Annotated in this window: 18 protein-coding genes and 1 pseudogene; 7 read left to right on the top strand and 12 right to left on the bottom strand. The window is 68.3% G+C overall.

The window, feature by feature from the left end; all coding sequences use genetic code 11:
- Positions 1-25 precede the first annotated feature (25 nt).
- Positions 26-1,534 carry a diguanylate cyclase gene (locus tag PHP91_RS13165; RefSeq protein ID WP_300141445.1) on the bottom strand — a complete coding sequence of 503 codons (1,509 nt, stop codon included), beginning with the start codon at positions 1,532-1,534 and terminating at the stop codon, positions 26-28.
- 87 nt (positions 1,535-1,621) lie between these two features.
- Here PHP91_RS13165 and PHP91_RS17300 point away from each other — a divergent pair.
- Positions 1,622-2,016, top strand: a pseudogene (locus PHP91_RS17300) (DMT family protein).
- Between the two features lie 119 nt (positions 2,017-2,135).
- Positions 2,136-2,921 carry an MBL fold metallo-hydrolase gene (locus tag PHP91_RS13150; RefSeq protein WP_300141439.1) on the top strand — a complete coding sequence of 262 codons (786 nt, stop codon included), beginning with the start codon at positions 2,136-2,138 and terminating at the stop codon, positions 2,919-2,921.
- Between the two features lie 198 nt (positions 2,922-3,119).
- On the opposite strand, the gene PHP91_RS13145 is transcribed toward PHP91_RS13150, so the two are convergent.
- The 9 genes from PHP91_RS13145 to PHP91_RS13105 form a co-directional block, all read right to left on the bottom strand.
- Positions 3,120-4,046, bottom strand: a complete 927-nt coding sequence (locus tag PHP91_RS13145) for a hypothetical protein (protein WP_300141436.1) — start codon at positions 4,044-4,046, stop codon at positions 3,120-3,122.
- 131 nt (positions 4,047-4,177) lie between these two features.
- Positions 4,178-6,724 (bottom strand): preprotein translocase subunit SecA, encoded by a 2,547-nt coding sequence (gene secA, locus PHP91_RS13140; RefSeq protein ID WP_300141433.1) that lies wholly within the window; start codon positions 6,722-6,724, stop codon positions 4,178-4,180.
- 8 nt (positions 6,725-6,732) lie between these two features.
- Positions 6,733-7,512, bottom strand: coding sequence for a hypothetical protein (locus tag PHP91_RS13135; protein ID WP_300141430.1), 780 nt, complete (start codon positions 7,510-7,512; stop codon positions 6,733-6,735).
- A gap of 101 nt (positions 7,513-7,613) precedes the next feature.
- Entirely contained in the window at positions 7,614-8,468 is an 855-nt protein-coding gene (locus tag PHP91_RS13130) for a hypothetical protein (RefSeq protein WP_300141427.1), read from the bottom strand.
- A complete protein-coding gene (locus PHP91_RS13125; protein ID WP_300141424.1) occupies positions 8,468-9,286 on the bottom strand; it encodes a hypothetical protein in 819 nt (272 codons plus the stop codon). The genes PHP91_RS13130 and PHP91_RS13125 overlap by 1 nt, the downstream gene beginning before the upstream one ends.
- Complete coding sequence (locus tag PHP91_RS13120) at positions 9,276-10,064, bottom strand: hypothetical protein (protein WP_300141411.1); 789 nt, start codon at positions 10,062-10,064, stop codon at positions 9,276-9,278. Before PHP91_RS13120 ends, PHP91_RS13125 begins: the two co-directional genes overlap by 11 nt.
- A 126-nt stretch (positions 10,065-10,190) precedes the next feature.
- Entirely contained in the window at positions 10,191-11,000 is an 810-nt protein-coding gene (locus tag PHP91_RS13115) for a hypothetical protein (protein ID WP_300141409.1), read from the bottom strand.
- A gap of 13 nt (positions 11,001-11,013) precedes the next feature.
- A complete protein-coding gene (locus tag PHP91_RS13110) occupies positions 11,014-12,135 on the bottom strand; it encodes a (Fe-S)-binding protein (protein WP_300141407.1) in 1,122 nt (373 codons plus the stop codon).
- 1 nt (position 12,136) lies between these two features.
- Positions 12,137-13,525 (bottom strand): FAD-linked oxidase C-terminal domain-containing protein, encoded by a 1,389-nt coding sequence (locus PHP91_RS13105; RefSeq protein WP_300141404.1) that lies wholly within the window; start codon positions 13,523-13,525, stop codon positions 12,137-12,139.
- A 182-nt stretch (positions 13,526-13,707) separates the two neighbouring features.
- Between PHP91_RS13105 and PHP91_RS13100 the strand changes: the two genes are divergently transcribed.
- Entirely contained in the window at positions 13,708-14,202 is a 495-nt protein-coding gene (locus PHP91_RS13100) for a heme-binding protein (RefSeq protein WP_300141401.1), read from the top strand.
- A 351-nt stretch (positions 14,203-14,553) separates the two neighbouring features.
- Here PHP91_RS13100 and PHP91_RS13095 read toward each other — a convergent pair whose 3' ends face one another.
- Positions 14,554-15,384: an alpha/beta fold hydrolase gene (locus PHP91_RS13095; protein ID WP_300141399.1), complete on the bottom strand. Its 831-nt coding sequence runs from the start codon at positions 15,382-15,384 to the stop codon at positions 14,554-14,556.
- Between the two features lie 138 nt (positions 15,385-15,522).
- On the opposite strand from PHP91_RS13095, the gene PHP91_RS13090 reads away from it, so the two are divergent.
- The 4 genes from PHP91_RS13090 to PHP91_RS13075 all read left to right on the top strand — a co-directional run bounded on the left by PHP91_RS13090 (position 15,523) and on the right by PHP91_RS13075 (position 21,064).
- On the top strand, positions 15,523-16,557 hold the full coding sequence (locus tag PHP91_RS13090; RefSeq protein WP_300141396.1) for a DUF1786 domain-containing protein: 1,035 nt from the start codon (positions 15,523-15,525) through the stop codon (positions 16,555-16,557).
- A 163-nt stretch (positions 16,558-16,720) separates the two neighbouring features.
- Positions 16,721-17,428 carry a DUF4197 family protein gene (locus tag PHP91_RS13085; RefSeq protein ID WP_300141393.1) on the top strand — a complete coding sequence of 236 codons (708 nt, stop codon included), beginning with the start codon at positions 16,721-16,723 and terminating at the stop codon, positions 17,426-17,428.
- A gap of 9 nt (positions 17,429-17,437) precedes the next feature.
- A complete protein-coding gene (locus tag PHP91_RS13080) occupies positions 17,438-19,522 on the top strand; it encodes an AsmA family protein (RefSeq protein ID WP_300141390.1) in 2,085 nt (694 codons plus the stop codon).
- Between the two features lie 153 nt (positions 19,523-19,675).
- Positions 19,676-21,064: an esterase-like activity of phytase family protein gene (locus PHP91_RS13075; protein ID WP_300141387.1), complete on the top strand. Its 1,389-nt coding sequence runs from the start codon at positions 19,676-19,678 to the stop codon at positions 21,062-21,064.
- Positions 21,065-21,138: 74 nt separating this feature from the next.
- Here PHP91_RS13075 and PHP91_RS13070 read toward each other — a convergent pair whose 3' ends face one another.
- Positions 21,139-21,897: an arginine deiminase family protein gene (locus PHP91_RS13070; protein WP_300141384.1), complete on the bottom strand. Its 759-nt coding sequence runs from the start codon at positions 21,895-21,897 to the stop codon at positions 21,139-21,141.
- Positions 21,898-22,029: the final 132 nt, after the last annotated feature.

Below are 22,029 nucleotides of genomic sequence, written 5' to 3'. Positions count from 1 at the left end.
CGCCGGACCTTCGGCCGGGCCGGGATCACTCCCCGCCGGGCGGGGGCGTGGCGAGGCAGGCGCCCTCGGGCGCGGCCATCAGGCAGTTGCGGCCTGCCCGCTTGGCCTCGTAGAGGGCCAGGTCCGCGCTCTCGATGATCCGAGCCGGGGTGGCCACGCCGGGCGGGTGGGCGGTGACGCCCACGCTGGCCGTCAGCAGGATGCGCCGGTCCTCGAACCGGCAGGGGGAATTGAGCACGGCCCGGCGCAGGAGCTCGCCCGCCGAGCGGGCCTCCTCCAGCCCCGCCCCGGGCAGGAGCACGGCGAACTCGTCGCCGCCCAGCCGGGCCAGGACCCCCTGGTGATTCAGGGCGGCGTCGCAGGTGCGCACGAAATGGCGCAGGACCTCGTCTCCGGCCACATGGCCGTAGCGATCGTTGACCCCCTTGAACCAGTCGATGTCCAGGAGCAACAGGGCGAACCCGGTCTCCTGGTCGATGCCCAGGTCAATGTGCTCGCGCAGGGTGCGCAGGAACATTCGCCGGTTCATCACCCCGGTCAGCGGATCGGAGACCGCCTCCTTGCGCAGCCGCTCCTCCTCGCGCTTGCGGGCGCGGATGTCCACGGCGATGCCCGCGAACTGCTCCGGATTGCCCGACGCGCCCAGGCGAACGTTGCCGATGAGCTCCACCCAGCGGATGTCGCCGCAATCGGAAAAGAGGCGGGCGTCGAAGCGGAAGACGTCCCGGCCCGAGACGAGATGGTCGCGCGCCGCGGCCAGCAGGCCGCGGCGGTCGCCGGGATGGACCCATTGCAGAGCCCCCCTAAGCGAGAGGCTGAAGTTGTCCGTGGGCATGGGCACGGAATGGATCAGCTCGGCCGAGCACCAGACCTGGCCGGTCCTGAAGTCGTAGGCCCAGACCCCGGAGCCGGTGATCCGGCGCAGGATGTCGAACTGCTTGCGCCTGGCCGAGAGCCGGTCGTGCAGCACCGCGTTGGAGATGAGGTAGCCCGCCACCCGGAGCAGGGCGATCTCCACGTCCGACCAGTCGTACTCGCGCTCGCAGTCGTCGAACCCCAGGGTGCCCCACCACTCGTCCTCCACCATCACCGGGATGGTCAGCATGGACTTGATCTTCTGCACGTCCTGGTCGTCACGAAACCAGCCGGGATCGAGGAGGCGGGTGAGGGTCTTCTGCCACTCCCCGCGCCTGCGGCTCTCGATCAGGTCCCGATACTCGGGGCTGTCGATGACTTTGGTGAACATGGAAAACATGGGCATGCCGATCTGCCTGTAGCGTGGGGCGGCGGCCCATTCGAAGGTGTAGTTCTGGGTGATGTGCGTGTCGGTGAGGCGGATGGTCTGGAAGATCCAGACCCGGCTCACGCCCGTGACCCGGCCCAGGGCCTCCAGCAGGCCGTTGACCGCGTCGGGCCACCCCCGGCCCGAGGTCAGGTCCTCGGCCCCCCGGGCGATGGCCGCCAGCAGCTTGGCGTTGGTCCCGTCCTCGTAGGAGACGCCCAGCGCGTCGAACTTCCCAGTGCTGATAGGCATGATACTGCTTTGCAACTCACCGGGGCAAAGTCAAGGGAAAGCCCGACCGGTTGATTATTCTTGTGGACGGCCGGGCGGCCCTGTCATATGCACGGCCGTCCGGCTCCGGACGACACAGCTCGCGCACATGGGGAGAACCGCATGAAAATACCGCTGCTTACCGCGCTCATGCTCACCGCTTCCAACGTCTTCATGACCTTTGCCTGGTACGCCCACCTCAAGGAGCTGCACAGCCGCCCCTGGTACGTGGCCGCCCTGCTTAGCTGGGGCGTGGCCCTGTTCGAGTACCTGATCCAGGTTCCGGCCAACCGGCTGGGATACACCGCCCTGACCCTGCCCAGCTCAAGATCATGCAGGAGGTCCTGGCCCTGGCCGTGTTCGCGCCCTTCTGCATCTTCTACATGGGCCAGCCCCTCAAGCTCGACTACCTCTGGGCCGCCCTCTGCCTGCTCGGCGCGGTCTACTTCATCTTCCGGGCCTGACGGCCTTACCGCTGTTCCCTTTTCGACCACATGACACGGCCGCCGAAATGGCATAACGGCAACGGGTGGCGAAGACGCGGCGGACGGGGCCGGCCGCGCGCGGGGACAAGGAGGACGACATGGCGGAAATCACCCTGGTGGCCAATGCGGGCGTACTGGTCGCGCACGGCGGCAGGGCCCTGCTGGTGGACGGCGTCCACCGCGAGGACGGCCACCCCTTCAGCCGGGTCCCGGAGGCGGACCTGGTGCGCATGCGCTTCGGCGTCCACCCCTTCGAGCGGCTCGACTACCTGCTCTTCACCCACGAGCACCCGGACCACTTCACGCCCCGCCTGGTCTCGGAGCTGGTGGCCCGGCGCAGGGTCCGGTCCATCTTCCTGCCGGGCGCGGACCGGGGCTCGCAGGACCTGGCCGACCTCAAGGCCCTGGCCGGGGAACGGGGCATCCCCTTCCACGCCCTGAGCCTCGCGCCCGGCGAGAGCGCCCGCTTCGAGCCCGAGGCCGGGATCGCGGTCACGGCCATCGGCGCGCGCCACATGGGCCGCCAGTTCCAGGACGTGCGCAACGACTGTTACCTGCTCGCCCTGGGCGGGCTGAACCTGCTCTTCACCGGCGACGCGGACCACGTCCCGGAATACTACGAGGCCGCCCTCAAGGGCGTGGACCTGGACGCGGCCTTCGTCAACCCGATCTTCTTCCACAACGAGACGGGCCAGGCCATCATCCGGGATATCTTCCGCCCGCGCGAAGTGGTCATCTACCACATGCCCTTTGCCGACGACGACACCCTGCACTTCGCCTGCATGGTGGGGCGGGACCGGGAAAAATACGCGGGCTCCGGCCTGCCGGTCCGCGTCCTGGCCGGGGAAGGCCAGCGGCTGCGCCTGCCCGGCCCGACCGCCTGAACGCGTCCACCCTCAATCCCACGACCGAGACCGCGCGGTCCGCAAACGGCCGCGCCCGAAAACGGGGCCCGCTGGCAGAGAGTGTGTTCCCCCGATGCGCACCATGCGCACCGGGTGGGCAAAGGGTGGTCGAGCCACCCCCGGTCGGCCCCGATTTCGGGCGGGATGCCCGGGATGGAGCAACCATCGTGCCGAGGATCAGAAGACGAAGCGGAATCCGGCGCGGCCGCCCCAGGCGTCGCCCAGGCGATGGGAGGAGGTCTGCCGCCCGTCCGAGTCGTAGAGGATGTACTGGCGGCCGTAGTTGTACTCCGGCCCGACGAAGAAGGACCAGTGTTCGTCCAGGGTGTAGTCCAGGGACGCGCCCACGGCCGAACGGCGCATTCCGAGGAAGCCGTTGCGCCGCACCGGGCTGTCCGGGGAGAGGCGGTAGGTCTTCTCCGCCCCGGTCAGGTAGAAGCTGAAGCCGATGGAGTCCTTGCCCTCCGGCAGATCGGGCAGCAGCCCGGCGGCCCGCAGGGTGTTGCGCAGGGACTTCTGCGAGACCGCCACCACCGCGCCGAACTTCACGTCGCCGAACAGGGCGTCGCTGAGCGCGCTCAGGGCCACGGCCTTGGCCGAAAGCCCGAGCATCCAGCCGTCCCAGAAGTCGTAGGCCACCCCGCCGTCGAAACCCGCGCCCACCGCGCCGGGGAAGTCGCTCTCAAAGGACGAGGACAGCTCGCCGTTGAGCCAGTAATGCCAGTGGTCGCCCACGGTGTCGTTGAGCAGTCGGGCCTGGAGGGTCACGTCGTAGAGGTCGTCCCACGGGTCGCGGCTCTCGCCCTCGGAGAAGCGGACGTTCGCCTTGCTCTCCCAGAGGAAGTGCGAGACGCCCAGCGAGAGGCTGAACAGGGAGTAGTCCGCCTTGACATCGGCCCTGGCCACGCTGACGCTGCCCAGCCCGTTGGTGAAGTCCGCGCGGGAGATGTAGTTGAACTCCGCGCCGAGCCGGAGCCCCTCCCCCGAGTCGTTGGGCCGGGTCAGGACAAAGCCGGGCGCGGGGGTGAACCCCGGTTCGTCGGCCCGCGCCCCGGCCGCGCAGGCCAGGGTCAGGAAGAAAAAGAGGATGAATGCGCGCCTCATGCCGAGGCCATACGCCCCGGCGCGAGGGTCCGCAAGGGGGAACCGCCCCCTTCCCGCCGCGCGCGGGCCATAAGAAAAAAGGCGGCCGGTCCGAGGGGACCAGCCGCCGCGATGTCGCCTGGCTATCGGCGCTACTTGGCGCCGCAGCACTTCTTGTACTTCTTGCCCGAGCCGCAGGGGCAGGGATCGTTGCGGCCGATCTTGGGCTCCTTGACCACCTGCCGGGGCTTCTGCTCCCCGGCGGAGTCGGAGCCCGCGTATTCCAGATCGTCGGACTGCTCGTGCTGGAACTCGTCGTCGCGGACCTCGGCCTCGATGCGCAGGTGGGAGAAGGCGCGCATGGCGTTCTCCTTGATGGTGTAGACCAGCTCGGCGAAGAGCGCGAAGCCCTCGCGCTTGTACTCCTGCTTGGGGTCCTTCTGGCCATACCCGCGCAGGCCGATGCCGTCGCGCAGGGAGTCCATGTTGAGCAGGTGCTCCTTCCAGTTGCGGTCCAGGGAGTCGAGGAGGAAGTAGCGCAGGATTTCCTGGTAGTGGTCGCCGGTGGCGGTGCGCAGGTAGGCGAAGATGTCGTCCACCCAGGCCTCGGCCTGGTCGCGGGAGGGCAGGCCGCCTTCCTTCCAGGCCTCGAACCGCTCGAAGTTGAAGACTTCCTCCAGCCGGGCGCGCACGGCCTCGATGGTCTCCTCGTCCACGGCCTTGCCGTCCAGGGCCGGGACCAGGATCTCGTCCAGGAGCTCGGAGGCGTGGCGGCGGGCGATCTCCTCCACGGACGCGGCCTTCATCAGCTCGCGGCGCAGGGTGTAGATGACCTCGCGCTGCTGGTTCATGACGTCGTCGTATTCCAGGAGCTGCTTGCGGATCTCGAAATGGTGGTTTTCCACGCGGGTCTGGGACTTCTCGATGGCGCCCGAGACCAGCTTGTTCTCGATGGCCATGCCGTCTTCCATGCCGAGCTTGTCCATGAGGCCCTTGAGCCGGTCGGAGCCGAACAGGCGCATCAGGTCGTCGTCCAGCGCCAGGTAGAAGCGGGAGGACCCCGGGTCGCCCTGGCGGCCGGAGCGGCCGCGCAACTGGTTGTCGATGCGCCGCGACTCGTGGCGCTCGGTGCCGATGATGTGCAGGCCGCCCAGCTCGCAGACGCCCTCGCCCAGCTTGATGTCCGTGCCGCGGCCGGCCATGTTGGTGGCGATGGTCACCTTTTGCCGGTGCCCGGCCTCGGCCACGATCTCGGCCTCCATCTCGTGCTGCTTGGCGTTGAGCACGCTGTGGGGAATCTTGCGTTTCTTGAGCAGGTTCGAGAGGTGCTCGGACTTCTCGATGGACACGGTGCCCACCAGGGTGGGCTGGCCGCGCCGGTAGCAGTCGGCGATGTCGTCAGCGATGGCCTCGTACTTCTGCTGCTGGGTCTTGTAGATGGCGTCCGGGTTGTCCTGGCGGACCATGGGCTGGTTGGTGGGGATGACCACCACCTCCAGGTTGTAGATCTGCTTGAACTCCACGGCCTCGGTGTCGGCCGTGCCGGTCATGCCCGCCAGTTTCTCGTACATCCGGAAATAATTCTGGAAGGTGATGGACGCCAGCGTCTGGTTCTCGGCCTCGACCTTGACGTTCTCCTTGGCCTCGATGGCCTGGTGCAGGCCGTCGGACAGGCGGCGGCCCGGCATGAGGCGGCCGGTGAACTCGTCCACCAGCACCACCTGGTCGTCCTTGACGATGTACTCCACGTCCTTCTGGAAGCAGTGGTGGGCCTTGAGGGCCTGGAGGACGTGGTGCTGCAGGGCCACGTGCTTGGGATCGAAAAGGTTGTCCACGTCCAGGAGCCGCTCCACCTTCTCCACGCCCGCGTCGGTCAGGGTGGCGGACTTGGCCTTCTCGTCCAGGACGAAATCGCCGTCGGGCAAGGTCTCCTTGTCCTCCGGGTCGATGGGGGTGGACATGGTCAGCTTGGGAATGATGGCGTCGATGCGGCGGTACAGGCCCGAAGACTTCTCGCCCGGCCCGGAGATGATGAGCGGGGTCCGCGCCTCGTCGATGAGGATGGAGTCCACCTCGTCCACGATGGCGAAGTTGAGCGGCCGCTGGACAAGCTGCTCCTTGTAGAACTTCATGTTGTCGCGCAGGTAGTCGAAGCCGAACTCGTTGTTGGTGCCGTAGGTGATGTCCGCGCCGTAGGCGAGCTGGCGCTCCTGGTCGGTCAGGCCGTGGACGATGACGCCCACGGACAGGCCGAGGAAGGAATAGAGGCGGCCCATCCACTCGGCGTCGCGCTTGGCCAGGTAGTCGTTGACCGTGACCACGTGCACGCCCTTTCCGGACAGGGCGTTGAGCACCACCGGCAGGGTCGCGACAAGGGTCTTGCCCTCGCCGGTCTTCATCTCCGCGATCTTGCCCTCGTGCAGGACGATGCCGCCGATGAGCTGGACGTCGAAGTGGCGCATGGGCGGGTCGAAGGCGCGCTTGCCCGCCTCGCGCACCAGGGCGAAGCACTCGGGCAGCAGGTCGTCCAGGGTCCGCTCCCCGGTCTCCACCTGGCCGCGCCAGGCGGCGATTCTCACCGGGAAGTCCGCGTCGGCCAGGGCGGCCATCTGCGATTCCAGACCGTTGACCTTGTCGATGATGGGTTTGAGCTTCTTGAGGTATCGGTCGTTCTTGGAACCGAAGATATACTTGAGCATCGTCTCTCCTAGGCGAGGGATTCGGCGTCGCCCTTCAGGGCGACCAGGGCTTCATACGTTGCGCAGAGCCCGGTGGAAAGCAGGATCGCGCCAGCGGCCTGCAGCGCGCTGCGCACGAAAACGGCCACGGAACCGAGGGGCGCCCCCCGGGCCGGGTCGAGCCAGGCCCCGGCGAAAGCGGCCAGGGCCATCCAAGGAATAAGCACGGCGGCGGCCGGAAGCAAGAGGCAGGCGACGATCTTCCGCGCATTTCCCTTGGCGAGCAGGATGGAGCGGATCATCGGCTCGCGCGCGTCCCCGGCCAGGAAGGCGAAGGGAAAGAGCAGCCGCACGTACCAGAAAAGCAGGAACATGGCCCCGGCCACCACCAGCAGCGGATAGAACCGAGCGATGGCCGGGCCGAGCACGTAGCCCGCCAGGGCCGGGAACCCCTGGGTGGCGGCGAAGAGCCCCACCAGGTAGAGGACGGCCAGCACGTAGGCGTAGGCCGCCGCCTTGGCGAACTTGAGCAGCCGGTGGCCCGTGGACCGGGCGAAGGCCTGGCCCGGATCAAGCAGCCGGTGGTGCGTCAGGGCCAGGAGCGGCCCGAACCACAGGGCCTCGGGCGCGAGCAGCCACCCCTGGTCGAAGGGGTCGAAGACGTAGAGGCCGGGGAAGCGCCACCGGGCCGCGTTGGCCAGCAGGAAGCCCAGGGCGAACCACCCCGCCAGGGGAAGGAGCGCCCGTCGGCGGTCCCTAAGCAGGCAAAAGGCCCGCCGGGTGACGGCAACGGTGTCGATACGGTCCATGTTTTCGGCTTCGCCCACCGGGGCGATGGGTCATGGGATAGCACAAACCGGCGGCGGGGCAAAGGTTGTGCACCCCCTGTCGCCGAATCGACACGCAAGGGCTACGCTTCGGGCCCGCCCGCGTAGTATCCTTCCCGGATTTTCCCGGCCAGGTTCTCCACGCGCGGCATCTGGTCCTCCCCGGCCGGCCCGTCGGACAGCCGCACGTACCAGACGCAGAGCAGCGTCGTCCCCATAAGCCCGGCCAGCGCGTTGAGCAGGGCCATGCAGGTAACGACGATCAGGGCCTCGGCCCCGAGGGTCAGGATGAGCGGCAAGCCCACGGCCAGGACCACGGCAACGATCAGGATCAAGAGCAACAGAACGGACCGGAACAGCCGCCAGCCGCTCCCCCTGGAGATGCGCCACGCCTCGCGCAAGGTGGTCCCGTCGCCCGCCGCCACCCCGGGCAGGACCAGCTCCAGCCGGAGGGTCACCAGCAGCAGCCAGAGCATGGCCGCGAACCCGTAGAGCACGACCGCGATGATGGCCGCCGTGCTCTCCCGCAGTGCGGGAACGCCCAGGGCCAGCCCGGCCGGGACGGCAAAAACGAGCCCCGCCAGCACCGCGCCCGCCGCCCCGAGCTTGATGCACGCCCAGAGGAACCGCAGGAAGGCGACCACGGGCCGCACGGGCACCAGCACCGGCCCGCCGCGCAGGGCCGTGACCATATAGTGGCTGTAAAACAGGTACACGACCATGCCCACCAGGGCGAAGAACGGGACGCCGAGCAGCACGGGCATGATCCCGACGGCGTCGAGGCTGCCCCGCACGTTCTCGGGGTCCCCCAGCCCCAGGGCGGCATAGGCGGCGTAGAGCACGGCCTGCACCACCACGAAGCCGAGCACGGCCAGCTTGCGGTTCCACATCAGGGCCACGGACTGCTTCAGCGACCCCCAGGCGGTAATATTCTGCATCAATGCGACTCCTCAATGTTGCGATTCACGGCCGGGACGGCCCGCCCGAGCCTCTCGTACCACACGGCGGCCGTCACGGCAAAAAACACGGTGACCACCGCGCGCAGGGGCCGGGCCACCCAGTCCAGGTACGCCGCCGAAGCCTCCATGGGCAGCAGGAACAGGGCGGCGTCGGTGAAGGCGCGCCGGGCCACCCACCAGAGCAGGAAGGTCAGGCACAGCGGCGCGACGGCCCCACGGGTCATGGCCAGGGACTCCCGCAGGGTGGCGCGGCCGTCCGCGCCGATCCCCACCAGGACGAAGCCCAGCCGGGCCGCGATCCAGGCCAGGGGCGCGCCCTCAAGGTATTGCGCGGCCATGAAGGCCGCCGTGCCGTGCTCGGTCCCGGCCAGGGCGTTCAACGCATCGGTCGCCCCCCAGGCCGCGTACCCCATCACGAAATCCACGATGAGGTACCAGGCGAACCCGTAGGGCACGGCCCTGGCCACGCGCAGGGCGAAATCGGACGGCATGCGCAGGGACTCCCCGCGCGACTGGGCCGCCGCCGTGCGCCAGGTCGCCACCATGATGGCCAGGACTCCCAGCTCGACCAGGAACCCCGCCGTCCAGGCCAGCAGATACAGCACGGCCCCCTCCGACGCCACGTACGGCACAAGGGAAAACGAGCCCCGGGTCAGCAGGTAGAGCAGCGCCAACCGGCCATAGGCCAGCGGCTCGCGCCGGACCAGCCGGGCGGACGCGGCCAGCACGGCCCCGACCTCGCCCCACCAGTTCTGCCAAAGCACTTCGGCCCGGAATCCGGGACTCCTATTCGGCATCGCGAACCAGGGCATCGCCTGCCTCGGACGCCCGACCCCGTTCCTCCAGCCTCTGGTAGAAAACCAGCAGGAAAAGCGAGACCCCGAAAAAGACGGAAACGGTCAATACGACATTGAACGTGGCGAACGGGATGGATTCCATCGCACTCTTGTGTCCCATCGCTCCCCATACCACCCCGAGAAGGAAGGGAGGCGAGACGGCCAGAAAGAAAAGGGCCAGGAGCTTCAGGCCATACCCTCTGGTGAGCCTCCAGATTCTGCCGAAGCCGCCGTCGTCGCCGATCGCGACGGCTACCGTGGCGAACGAAAGCCTCATGAAGGGAACGGCGCCGCAAGCCACGGCGAACAATCCGGCGCAGGGCACCAGAGCGAAGACGACATTGCCGGGACTGTCCACGGCTCCTATGTAGAGCAACAACACCAGGAGGGGCAGGGCTCCCACCAGCGCCAGGAGCATGCTTATGGCCACCACCGCCAGAGAAACCAGAAGAAACCGAAGATACTCCCGAACCGGCGGAGAGGGGAAAAAGGTCCGCTCATTGCGCTCCAGGGCCACCGTGAAGCGGTACAAGGACAACGACAGCCCCGTAGTCAACAGCAATAGCAATACAGCCCGGACCACGGCCATCAAAGACAGCGGCTCCTCCGAATGATAAAAGACGTTCTCGACCAGGGCCAAGGCAACCCACACCGCCCAATAAATGCCGAACACCAGGCAGCCGGACCGGACAAGCCGCCCCGTCTCTCGCGCAGTGCGCCAAAAACCGATCTTTCTCATATCCCCTCATCTTCATGGAATGGTTTCCGGTCAGCGCCCGGCAGCCCCCCCAGGGCGGTATCGGGCAATCCGGACGCGGCCGGCCGCATCACGCCGCCCGGGCCGAGGCCGCCCTTCCCCGCGCCGTTATTCAACAGCCGCCCGTCCGGGGCCGCCCGTCTCTTCCAGCCGTTCCCGCTCCACGACCTCGCGCAGCAGGCGCTCCCGCCGGGTCATGGCCTCGTAGAGCAGACAGAAGAACACGCTCATGCCTAGGGAAACAGTGGCCGCAAGCAGGCTGTTCGCCACCCGGAACGAGGTGGAATCCTCACCGGCGAGCATCGCCCATACGACACCGAAACAGAGGACCGGGAGCAGAAAAAGGACCAGGGAGGTCAGCATCTTCAGGGTGTACCCCCGGCTCAGCCGCCAGGAACGGCCGTATCCGTCCGGGTCGCCCATGACGATGGCGGGCAGGATGAACCCGAACCGCAGCATCGGCAGCAGCCCGACCACCACGAGGAACAGGCCGGTGAGGGCCTGGAGCGCGCCGCCCATCAGCAGATGCCTGGAATCGTCGGGCAGACCCGATGCGCCCACCGCTACCAAGGGCAGGCTGGCCAGGAGCCCGAACAGCAGGCAGAGCACCAGGATGGCCAGAGAGGAAAGCAGGAACCGGCCGGTGGTCCCAACCGGTCGGCCGGGATAAAACGACCGCCCTCCCCGCAGGTGCGACAGCACGAAGCGGTACAGGGAAATGGTCAGGCAGATGTCGACGAGCAGCGTCCCCAGGTAGATCAGCGAACCGAGGACGGCATTGCCCCCGCCGTCCATGGCGAACTCGCCCGCCAGCCCTTCGGCCGCGAACAGCACCCAGTACATAAGGAAAATAGCCGCCCGATCGAGCAGCAGCGCGCGGGTCTTTCCCGCCACACCCCAAAAACGAATCCGTTCCATGGTCCCCTCTTTGTCATGCGATGAGCTCCAGCCAATGCCCGGCGGTCACGCCCGCCGGGGCGGTGGCGGCCAGTTGGGTGGCGCAGGCCGAACAACCGGTCAGGACCAGCTCCGCGCCCTGAAGCGCCGCCCAGCAACCGGCGTTGACCGTGGCCGACAGCTCGGGCGCGCCCAGCCGCATCACGCCGCCGAAGCCGCAACATTCCTTGCCCGTGGCCGCGACCATTCGGTCCCCCAGCGCCCGCCGAAGCAGGGCCAGGTCCGGGTCCGGCTCGGGCGCGTGGCACGGGTGGTGATACCCGATGGCCGACGTCGCATGAGGGGATACCACAAACTCTATATCATGTAAAACAATTGATAGCGGTGTCAGGGCCTTGCGCCAGGCCTCTGCCTCGGCAGAGTCGTCGGGCCGATAGGCCCGCAGCCCCTCCAGGCAGGAGGCGCAGAAGACCGCCACCCTGGGCCGACCGGCCGCCCGCCAGGCCGCCAGGTTGCGCTCGGCCAGCACCCCGGCCTCGGCCGAGAGCCCCACGGCCGACAGCCCCGAGCCGCAGCAGCCGAAGTCGGCGGCCAGGACCTCCACGCCCAGGCCGTCCAGCAACCGGCGCGCCGTGTCGGCCCACCGCTTGCGCACGTAGGTGGCCGTGCATCCGGCAAAGAGGAGCATGCGCTCGCCGCGACAACTGTCCGGAAACTTGACGGGTTCGAGCAGCGGCGTCAGCCCCGGCCCGCCCGAGAGCCCGGCGAGCATCCTGAGCGACGGGCCGAACTTCTCCGGGGCCAGCCCCTCGGGCACGGCCTTGGCCGCCGCCGACCCGGCGGGCCAGAGCGTCCCCGCGTGGGTCAGCCAGGTCTTCCACAACCAGCGGCGGAAGTCGGGATGGGCCGCGCGCAGCTGCGCCACGACCTCGGGCACATCCACGCCCTGGGGGCAGACCGCCTTGCAGCGGTGGCAGCCCAGGCAGAGCCCCGCCAGCCGGGCCACCGCGTCGCCCGAGAGGTCTGCCGCGCCCTCGGCCAGGAGCCGGTTCAGGTCCGACTTGGCGCGCGGGGAAAGCTCCTCGCGCCCGGTGGCGCGCAGCAGGGGGCACACCGCCATGCAGGCGCCGCAGAGGATGCATTGCCGGTCCGCCATGCTACCACGCCTTGCCCGGATTCATGATCCCGGAGGGGTCGAAATTCGCCTTGATGGCGTCCATCAGCGCGATGGACGCCGCGCCGAGCTGCTCGGGCACGAACGCCGCCTTGGTCAGGCCTGTGCCGTGCTCGCCCGAAATGGTCCCGCCCAGCTCGATGGCCAGGCGGAAGACCGCGTTCTTGGCCCGCTCCGCCGCCTCGGCCTCGCCGGGGACCGAAACGTCGTGCATGATGCTGACGTGCAGGTTGCCGTCGCCCAGGTGGCCGTAGCAGAGCACGGGCAGCCCGTGCTCCTCGCCGATCAGGTGGGCCCGCTCCACGGCCTCCCCCACCCGTGAGCGCGGCACCGCGATGTCCTCGGCCACCTTGTTCGGCTTGATCTGGAAGGTCGCGGGCGAGATGCGCCGCCGCACGGTCCAGACCGCCTCCTCCTCCGCGCCCGTGCCCACGGTCACGCCCACGGGCGAAAGCGGCCGAAGCGCCGCGCAGAGCCGCTCGGTCTCGGCGCGCACGCCCTCGGCCGTGCCGTCCACCTTGAAGAGCAGCGCGGCCCGCGTGGCCTCGGGCAGGGGCACGTCGTCGATGCGCCGCACCGCCTCCAGGACGTTGGCGTCCATGAACTCGCAGGCCGCGGGCAGCAGCCCGGCGCGGAACACCGCCCGCGCCCCCTCCATGCAGGAGGAGAGGTCGGCGAAACCGGCCAGCACCGACGCCGAGGCCTCGGGCAGGGGGATGAGCTTGACCGTCATCTCGGTGATCAGCCCGAGCTTGCCGCATGCCCCGATGAACAGGCGGGTCAGGTCCAGGCCGACCACATCCTTGTGCATCCGCCCGCCCGCGCGCAGGACCCTGCCGCCCGGCAGCACGGCCTCCAGGCCGAGCACCCAGTCTCGGGTGACGCCGTACTTCACCGCCCGGAGCCCCCCGGCGCAGGTGGAGGCGTTGCCGATGACGGTGGACATCTTCACGCTGGCCGGGTCCGGCGGATAGAACAATTTCTTCTTGGCGCAGACGGCCTGGAGGTCGGCGGTGACCACCCCCGGCTCGACCACGGCCACGAAGTCGTCCGGGTCCACGTCCAGGATGCGGTCAAGCCTGAGCAGCGAGACCACCACGCCGCCCAGGGCGGGCACGGCGTTGCCCACCTGGCAGGTGCCGCGCGCGCGGGGGTACAGGGGCATGTGCTCGGCCTCGGCCCAACGCAGGAGCTCCACCACCTGCTCGCGCCGCTCGGGCCGGACCACGGCCCAGGGCATGGCGCGGCAGCGGCTGGAGTCCGCCGAAAACGCGGCCCGTCCCTCGGCCGAAAGCAGGCAGCCCTCTCCGGGGAAGAGATCGGTCAGGAAGCGCCGGTGGGCCTCGGTCAGGGATGGGGCATACTGGTTCATGCGCGAGATGTACGGCCCAGGCTCCGGGGTGTCAATGCGAGTCGGCCAAATCTCGTGTTGCGGCCCGCCGTTAAGGGGCGTATCGGGGGATTGTGGCGGTCCTTTTCGGCCTCTCCGGGCACAGTGCTCTCAGGGGCGGGTTCCTCCGGGAGAGACAACTCCAACATCACAAGGAGAATCCCATGCGCAAACTGATGCTTTCCACCCTGCTCGCCCTTTCGGTCATGCTGCTTGCGGGCGCCGCCATGGCAGGCGATCCCGTCAAGACCCTGCCGGGCGACATCACCCTGGCCCAGGCCCAGAAGATTCTCGCCGCCGCGCTCAAGAAGGCGGAGGAGATCAAGATTCCGATGAACATCGCCATCGTTGATGCGGGCGGCAACCTCAAGGCCTTCTACCGCCAGGAGAACGCCTTCCTCGGCAGCATCGACATCTCCATCAAGAAGGCCATCACGGCCCGTTACTTCAACATGCCGACCCGCACCCTGGGCGCGGCTTCGCAGCCCGGCCAGTCCCTGTACGGCATCGAGGTCAGCAACGACGGCCTGATCCTGTTCGCGGGCGGCGTGCCGCTGGTTGATTCCAAGAACGTCATCATCGGCGCCATCGGCGTGTCCGGCGGCACGGTTGACGAGGATGAGTCCGTCGCCATGGCTGGCGCGGCCGTCATCAAGTAAGCGGGGTTCACCCCCCCCATCGCCCAAACGCGGGCCGGAGGGCTGCCTTCCTCCGGCCCGTCCGTTTTTTTGACGTGGAAGTGAACTGTAGCGGAGATAATCAGAAAGGCAGACAAGGAGCCGCCTCCGGCGGGACGTTATTGAACAACAAGGGATTGCAGAGGCGTTCAGTTTGGTTTGACAATCTGCGTCCCCCAAAAACGAAGAAAAGGAGGGAGGAGCGGAGCACTCCTGCGATCCCTTTATGATGATCCGGAATGGATATTCGCCGATATGGGCGATTGGGGGAAGCCTGTCCCGTTTTCCCTGCATTCGCGCCTGTCGCGGGCGCGCGGCGGCGGTCCGGGGCGGTCAGGCGCGGCGGGCCAGGGGGAGGACGAAGGCCAGGACCGATGCCGCCACCCGGGGGGAGAAGAGCATCCAGACGTGGCCCATGGGCGGGCATATCTCCTCGCGCCAGCCGGGGCGGCCGGGGCGCAGGAGAGGCAGGGGACAGACGTAGTCGTCCACCGGGCTGAACACGGCCAGGCGGGGACAGTCCGGGTCCGCCGCCTCGGCCACGCGGCGGGAGATGAGCCGTCCGGGGATGAGATCGCGGGCCATGCGGTTGGGCCCGAACCAGGCCAGCTCCGACCCGCCGTGGGGCGAGCCCAGGGCGACCAGCCCGGCCACGCGGTCCCGGTAGCGGGGGTCGCCCGCCACGGCGCGGCAGACCAGGCCGCCCAGGCTGTGGCCCACCAGGATGACCCGCGCGTCCGCCCGGCCGCCGAGCAGCCGGTCCAGGAGCCGGGCCAGCCCCTCCACCGCCGGGTCGAAGGTGCCGAGGAAGCTGTCGTACTGGTAGGTGTGCACATTGGCCGCCCCGGCCCGGCGCAACCGGCGGGCCAGCACGGCCCAGCCCGTGCGGTTGTGGTAGAGCCCGTGGACCAGGACCACGGGCACGCCAGCGCGCTCCGGGCCGTCGCCCAGGAGCGCGCCCAGCCCGTAGAGGGGCAGGACCAACAGGTCGGCCGCCACGGCCGTGAGCCAGCCCCGGCACAGGGGCAGGGCCAGGCCGCCCATGCGTCGGCGCAGCCCGGCGAGCTGCCCGGCCCGGCGGTTGGAGTCCAGAAAGATGACGTAGCGCGCCAGGGGGAAGGCGAGCAGGAAGACGATCAGGCCGAGGGCGATGGATGCGAGCATGGCGCATGGTTACCGGAGCGGGGGGCGGTGTCAAGCCGGGGCGCGCGGGGAAATGCGCCGCCACGGAATTGTCACTCTTTCTTGCCACCAAACCCGTCGCGCATTACCTTCATCCGGCAACCGCAAAAGGAGAATCCCGTGACCACCACGCTCTGTCTCGACATCGGCAGCGGCACCCAGGACGTGCTCTACCACTACCCGGACCGGGAAATCGAAAACTGCCCCAAGTTCGTCCTCCCCTCCCCGGCCCTGCGCATCGGCAAGCGCATCGCGGCCCTGCGCGAACAGGGCCGGAACATCTGGCTGCACGGCCGCAACATGGGCGGCGGAGTGACCCGCTTCGTCCGCGCCAACCAGAAGGCCGGGCTGGCCGTGGCCGCCACCCGGAGCGCGGCCTTCACCATGGCCGACGACCTCTCCGCGCTGGAGCTGACCGGCATCCCCCTCGTGGAGGAATGCCCGGCCGGGTACGAGCCCGTGCGCCTGACCGACTTCGACGAAACGTGGTGGCGCACCCTGCTCGCGGCGGCGGACCTGCCCTGGCCGGACCGCATCGCGGCCTGCGCCCAGGACCACGGGTTCCACCCCGGACAGTCCAATCGCATGGGCCGGTTCAAGCTCTGGCGCGCCTTCCTGGCCGAGGGCGGCGGGCGGCCGGAGTCCCTGGTCTACGACACCCCGCCCGCCATGCTGACCCGGCTGACCGACCTCCAGGACGAGATCGGCGGCGGCCCGGTGGCCGACACGGGCGCGGCCGCCGTGCTCGGCGCGCTCTACGTGGACGAGATCGCGGCCCACGGCCGGGAGACCGGCATCACTCTGGTCAACATCGGCAACTCCCACCTCATCGCCTTCCTGCTCTACAAGGACCGCATCCACGGCGTGTACGAGCAGCACACCGGCTGCGTGGACGGGGCCAAACTCTGGGCCGACCTGGCGAAATTCCGCTGCGGCTGCCTCTCCTTCGAGCAGGTCTTCGAGGACAAGGGGCACGGCTGCCTGACCCTGGGCCTGCCCGACGGAGCAGCCGGTTTCGCGCCCACCTACGTCATCGGCCCGCGCCGGGGGATGCTCGAAGGGTACGACGTCTCCTTCCCCGCACCGGGCGGCGACATGATGCTCGCCGGATGTTTCGGCCTGCTCAAGGGCCTGGGCATCAGCTCCGGCCGGTAGGCGGACTGCCGAAAAACGGCTATCCGCCGCTTTTTCCGTTTCTTCAACCGGCGACTCCGCCCAGGCCAAAAAGAACCCGCTTGGCGTTCCTGGCGACTAGGCAGGGCCGACGGGCCGTGGTATTCTGTTCTCGACGTCCATCACTCCAACAAGGAATGCACCCATGACCATTCGCCGTATATCCGCGATCCTCGCAGTCCTCCTCCTTCTCGCCGCCGCCTCCGCCTTCGCGGGGTGGACGGACACCCTCAAACAGGCGGGCAGCGAGCTGGCCGACCAGAAGGCCAAGGATGCCGGACTCTCCTACACCCCGTCCGAGGCCGTGGCCGGGGTCAAGGAGATCCTGACCGACTCCACCGAGTACGCCACCCAGACCCTGACCACGGGGCAGGGCTTCGCCGCCGACGCGGCCACGGCCCTGGCCCTGCCCGACTGGCTGTCCGGCATGACCGGTTCGCCCTCCCTGCTCGCGACCATGAACACGGCGGCCCAGGGCGCCGTCACCGGGTCCGAAAGCTCGTTCATGGACGCCATCCAGGGGCTCTCCGTCACCGACACGGCCTCCCTGCTCGGCTCCTCCACCTCCTCCATGACCGCGATCACCGACTATTTCGCTTCCAAGAGCCGCGGTTCCCTCAAGGAACTGATCAGACCCGTGGTGGCCCGCTCGGCCGAAGCCGCCGGGCTGGGCGCCGCCATGAACGCCGCCGCGGCCGCCGCCCAGGTCACGGGCGACACCAGCTTCGACGTCAACGACTATCTCGCCGACAGGGTCCTGGACTCCATGTTCCACTACATGGGCGTCAAGGAAACCGAACTGCGCGAAAGCGGCGGGGCCGGAGCCTCGGCGCTGCTCCAGAAACTGCTCTAAGGAGGAACCATGACCAGACCGCTCAAGACTGGCCTCATTATCGCCGGCGCGCTTATTGCGCTGTTCGTGGCCGCCGTGGTCATCCTGGTGGCCACCGTGGACCCCAACGCCTACAAGGCGGAAATCTCCCAGGCCGTGAAAAAGGCCACGGGCCGCGAGCTCGTCTTCGAGGGAGACATCGGCCTCAACCTCTTTCCCTGGCTCGGCCTGGAGGTCGGGCCCGTGGCGCTGGGCAACGCCCCCGGATTCGCGCCCAAGGAGATGGTGCGGATCAACAAGGCCATGGCCTCCATTCGCATCCTGCCCCTGCTGACGGGCGACCTGATCGTCGGCGACGTGGTGCTCGACGGCTTCACCCTGAACCTGGCCGTGAACAAGCAGGGCGTGTCCAACTGGGCCGACCTGACCAAGGCCCAGGCCGATGACGGCCAATCCGCCGCCCCGTCCGGCGGCGAGGGCGGCAAGGCCGCCTCCGGGACCACGCCGGGCGCGCTGTCCGTCCAGGGCGTGCAGATCACCGGCGCGCAGGTCAACTTCGTCAACGAGCAGACCGGGCAAAAGGCGTCGGTCGCCGACCTCAACCTGACCGTGGGCTCGGTGGGCGACAAGCTGAGCACGCCCTTCGAGCTGACCTTCGCCCTCAGGATGGACGAGCCCAGGATCGACGTCCGGCCCAAGCTCACCGGCCTGGCCGCCTTCGACCGGGCCAAGGAAACCTTCGACGTCACCGAGCTGGCACTGGAGCTCTTCAACCTGCGGGTGACCGGCTTCCTCTACGCCAAGGACCTGAATCACAGTCTCAATTACTCCGCCGAGCTGAAGCTGGCCCCCATGAGCCCGCGCGACCTGCTCGCCAAGCTCGGCGTGGCCGCGCCGAACACGGCCGATCCCAAGGCCCTGACCCGGGCCGAGGCGGACATCAAGGTCAACGGCACGGCCGACGCCGTGTCCCTGGAGTCCCTGACCGCCAAGCTCGACGACACCACCCTGACGGCCAACGGCGCGGTGAAGCACTTCGCCAGACCCGCCATCACGGCCGAGGCCAACGTGGACGACCTGAACGCGGACCGCTACCTGCCCCCGGCCACGGACAAGAAGGCCGTCTCCTCCCCGGCCCCGGCCGAGTCCACGGCCGCAAACGAAACCCCGACCGCCGAGCCGGACCTCTCGGCCCTGAAGGCCCTCGATCTCTCGGCCAAGCTGACCGTGGGCAAGCTCAAGGCCATGAACCTGACCGTCACCGACATCCTGGTCCAGGTCCTGGCGAAGAACGGGCTGGTCCTGGTCAAGCCGTTCTCGGCCTCCCTCTACGACGGCTCTCTGACCGGGCACAGCGAGCTCGACGCCCGGGCCACCCCGGCCCCGTGGAAGGAAAGCGCCGAGCTCAAGGACGTCCAGGCCGGGCCGCTGCTCAAGGACCTGACCGGCAAGGACCACCTCCTGGGCGCCACCGTGGCCAGGTACGCCCTCACCGGCGCGGGCCTGACCCCGGCCAACATCAAGAAGACCATCACCGGCACGGCCTCCTTCGCCTTCACCAACGGGGCCGTCAACGGCGTGAACGTGGCCAAGATGCTGCGCGACGCCTGGGCCCGGCTCAAGGGCAAGGCCGTCAGCGCCGACGAACCGGCCAGGACCGACTTCGCCGAGCTGCTGGGCAGCGCGGTGTTCGACAAGGGACACATCACCAACGACGACCTGCTCATGAAGTCCCCGCTGCTGCGGGTCACGGGCAAGGGCTGGGCCGACCTGCCGCAGAACAGCGTGGACTACCTGGCCACGGTCACCGTGGTCGGCACCCTCCAGGGCCAGGACGGCGCGTCCATCGAGGAACTCAAGGGACTGCCCCTGCCCATCCGGGCCAAGGGCAGCCTGGACCAGCCCGAGATCAGCCTCGACCCCAAGGCCCTGGCCGAAGCCCTGCTCAAGGGCTCCTTCAAGCAGGGCGCCAAGGACCTGGAGAAGAACCTCAAGGACTCCATCCTCGGCGGGACCAAGTCCGGCGCGTCCGGCGCCGCCACCGACGGGACCACCGGGACCACGGAAAAGAAGAGCCCCGGCTCCCTGCTCAAGGGGATACTGAAGAAGAAGTAGCGCCCGGCGGGCCTATCCTCCGGCGCGCGAGCGGGGCCGGGCTCCCATCGGGGGCCCGGCCCTTTGCGTCACGGCCACGCAATCGCCACCGCGCCGTCACGCTCCCGGCCCGATCGGAAGGTATGCAAACGGAAAAATCCCGTGGAGGCCTTCATGTTCCGCAATCTTTCCTTCCTGTGTCTCGCCATCGCCGCCCTGGTCGGCACGGCCCTGGCCGCCGAGCCGGTCATCGAAAAATACGACGTCGAGATTCCCGCGAAATTTCTGGTGCCCTACAAGGGCGCGTTCGCCGACCGCTTTCCGGACGGCTTCACCATCGGCGTGGGCTCCGGCCTGTGCTACGTGGGCAAGGCGGCCGACGGGAGCCGCGTCTTTTACGCCATCGGCGATCGCGGGCCCAACGCGGACGCGCCAAAGTTCGAGACCGCCGGCAAGCCCGTGGCCACCAAGATGTTTCCGGCCCCGGACTACACCCCGTCCTTCGGCGCGCTGCGCGTCAAGGACGGCAAGGCCGTGCTGGCCAGCCTGGTCCCGCTGAAGGACGCGCGGGGCCGCGCCGTCTCCGGCCGCCCCATCCCCCTTGGGAGCGTGGGCTCCACCGGCGAGATTCCGGTGGACGACAAGCTGGCCAAGCTCTCCTTCGACCCCGAGGGGCTGGACACCGAGGGCATCGCCATTGACGCCAAGAGCCGCCGGGACCTCTGGATCTGCGACGAGTACGGGCCGTTCATCGCCAAGATCGACGGATACTCCGGCCGCATCCTCAAGAAGTACGCGCCCGGCGCGGAGCTGCCCATGATCGCGGCCGCCCGCCAGCCCAACCGGGGCTTCGAGGGCATCGCCGTCACCCCGTCCGGCAAGGTCCTGGCCGCCATCCAGTCCGTCTGCGACGTGGACGGGAAAATCAAGGAGTCGAAGGCCACCTTCGTCCGGCTGCTCCTCCTCGACCCGGTTACTGGCGCAGTGAAGCAGTACGCCTACCCCCACAACCGCGACGACTACAAGATTTCCGGCGACGCCAAGATCGGCGACCTGGCCCGGATTTCCGAGACCAGGTTCCTGCTCATCGAGCGAGGCAAGTGCGCCGACGGCAAGACCCGCATTCCGGTATACGTCATCGACCTGGCGGGCGCGTCGGACATAACCGGCGTGAAGACGGCGGACGGCAAGGAGCTGGAGACCCTGGCCGACCGCGCCGAGGTGGAGAAGCTGGGCGTGAAGTACGTCAAGAAGACCCTGCTCTTCGACCTCAAGGACTACGGGTGGAAGCCCGGCAAGGCCGAGGGCGTGGCCCTGCTGCCCGACATGCGGACCCTGGCCTTTTCCTCGGACAACGACTTCGGCTTCACCTTCAAGGTCGTGAATCCGGCCATCGGCGAGGACGGCAAGCCCGTGACCAAGATCCAGGCCTACACCGTGGACGGCGCAGGCCAGGTCAAATACAAGGGCCAGCCTGTCAGGACCAAGGTCGAGCTGGAGCCCACGGGCACCCCCTCCAAGCTGTGGATCATCACTCTGCCCCAGCGGGTGGATCGGTATTAGCCGACGGTCGGCTTATGAAATGAAAAAGGCCACCCCGAGGGGTGGCCTTGTTTTTGCCAAATGGACGAGACGATCTAGAACCGCAGGGACAGGCAGGTCAGGCCGCCGTCGAGCTTGCGGAACTCGGACATCTCCAGTTCCACGATGTTGCCGCCCAGGTCGGTGACCTTCGCCAGGGTCTTGGGAAACCCGGCCGGGACCAGGGTGGTGCCGTTGATGTACAGGCAGTTCCTGGCGTAGGCCTCGTCGTCGCCGACCACAATCCGGTCAAAGGCCTCCAGCTCCGGCGCGTTGGCGAAGAACGGAGACACGAGCAGGGTGTTGCGGCCGATGTAGTTGACGTCGGTCTTGAAATGCAGGGAGGGGCCGCAGGCGATGGGCACCACGCTGTAGCCATAGGGGCGAACGGCCTTGGCCAGGGCTTCGGCCCCGGCCTCGTTGGTCCGCTCGGAGATGCCGACGAAGAAGGTGTTCTCCACCTGGAGCACGTCGCCGCCCTCGATGATCGCGGGCGGATCGATCCTGACAACGGGGCGGCGCCGGGCCAGCACGGGCGCGATGGTCAACTGCTCGCCCTGGCGCGAAGGAGCTCCCAGCGGCGTGATGACGGCAACGTCGCTGCACACCACGGCGGTGTCTTCCACGAAACAGCAATCCGGATACCCGGCCACGGCGTCGAGCACGACGACGTCCAGGCCCAGTTCGGTCAGGGCGTGGCAGTAGGCATCGTGCTGCTTGATGGCGAGCCGGAAATCGGGTTTGCCAAGGTTGGCGGTGGTGATGCCGTCAACCATCTCCTCGGACGGTCTTCTGGTTATGGCGTGGGTGAACATGCGCTCCTCTATCCCATTTCCTTTAGGGTTTAAAGCCATTTCTGGACGACTCCAGTTCCAACAGCCGCTAGGCGACTCTCCCTTAAAGGCGCAAAACCAGGCTTCCGGCCGAGAGGTACGGCTTGTCCAACA

This window comes from Pseudodesulfovibrio sp., from assembly GCF_028692895.1.
In the GTDB taxonomy this organism is placed as follows: Bacteria; Desulfobacterota; Desulfovibrionia; order Desulfovibrionales; family Desulfovibrionaceae; genus Pseudodesulfovibrio.
This window is presented reverse-complemented; position numbering and strand designations above follow the sequence as displayed.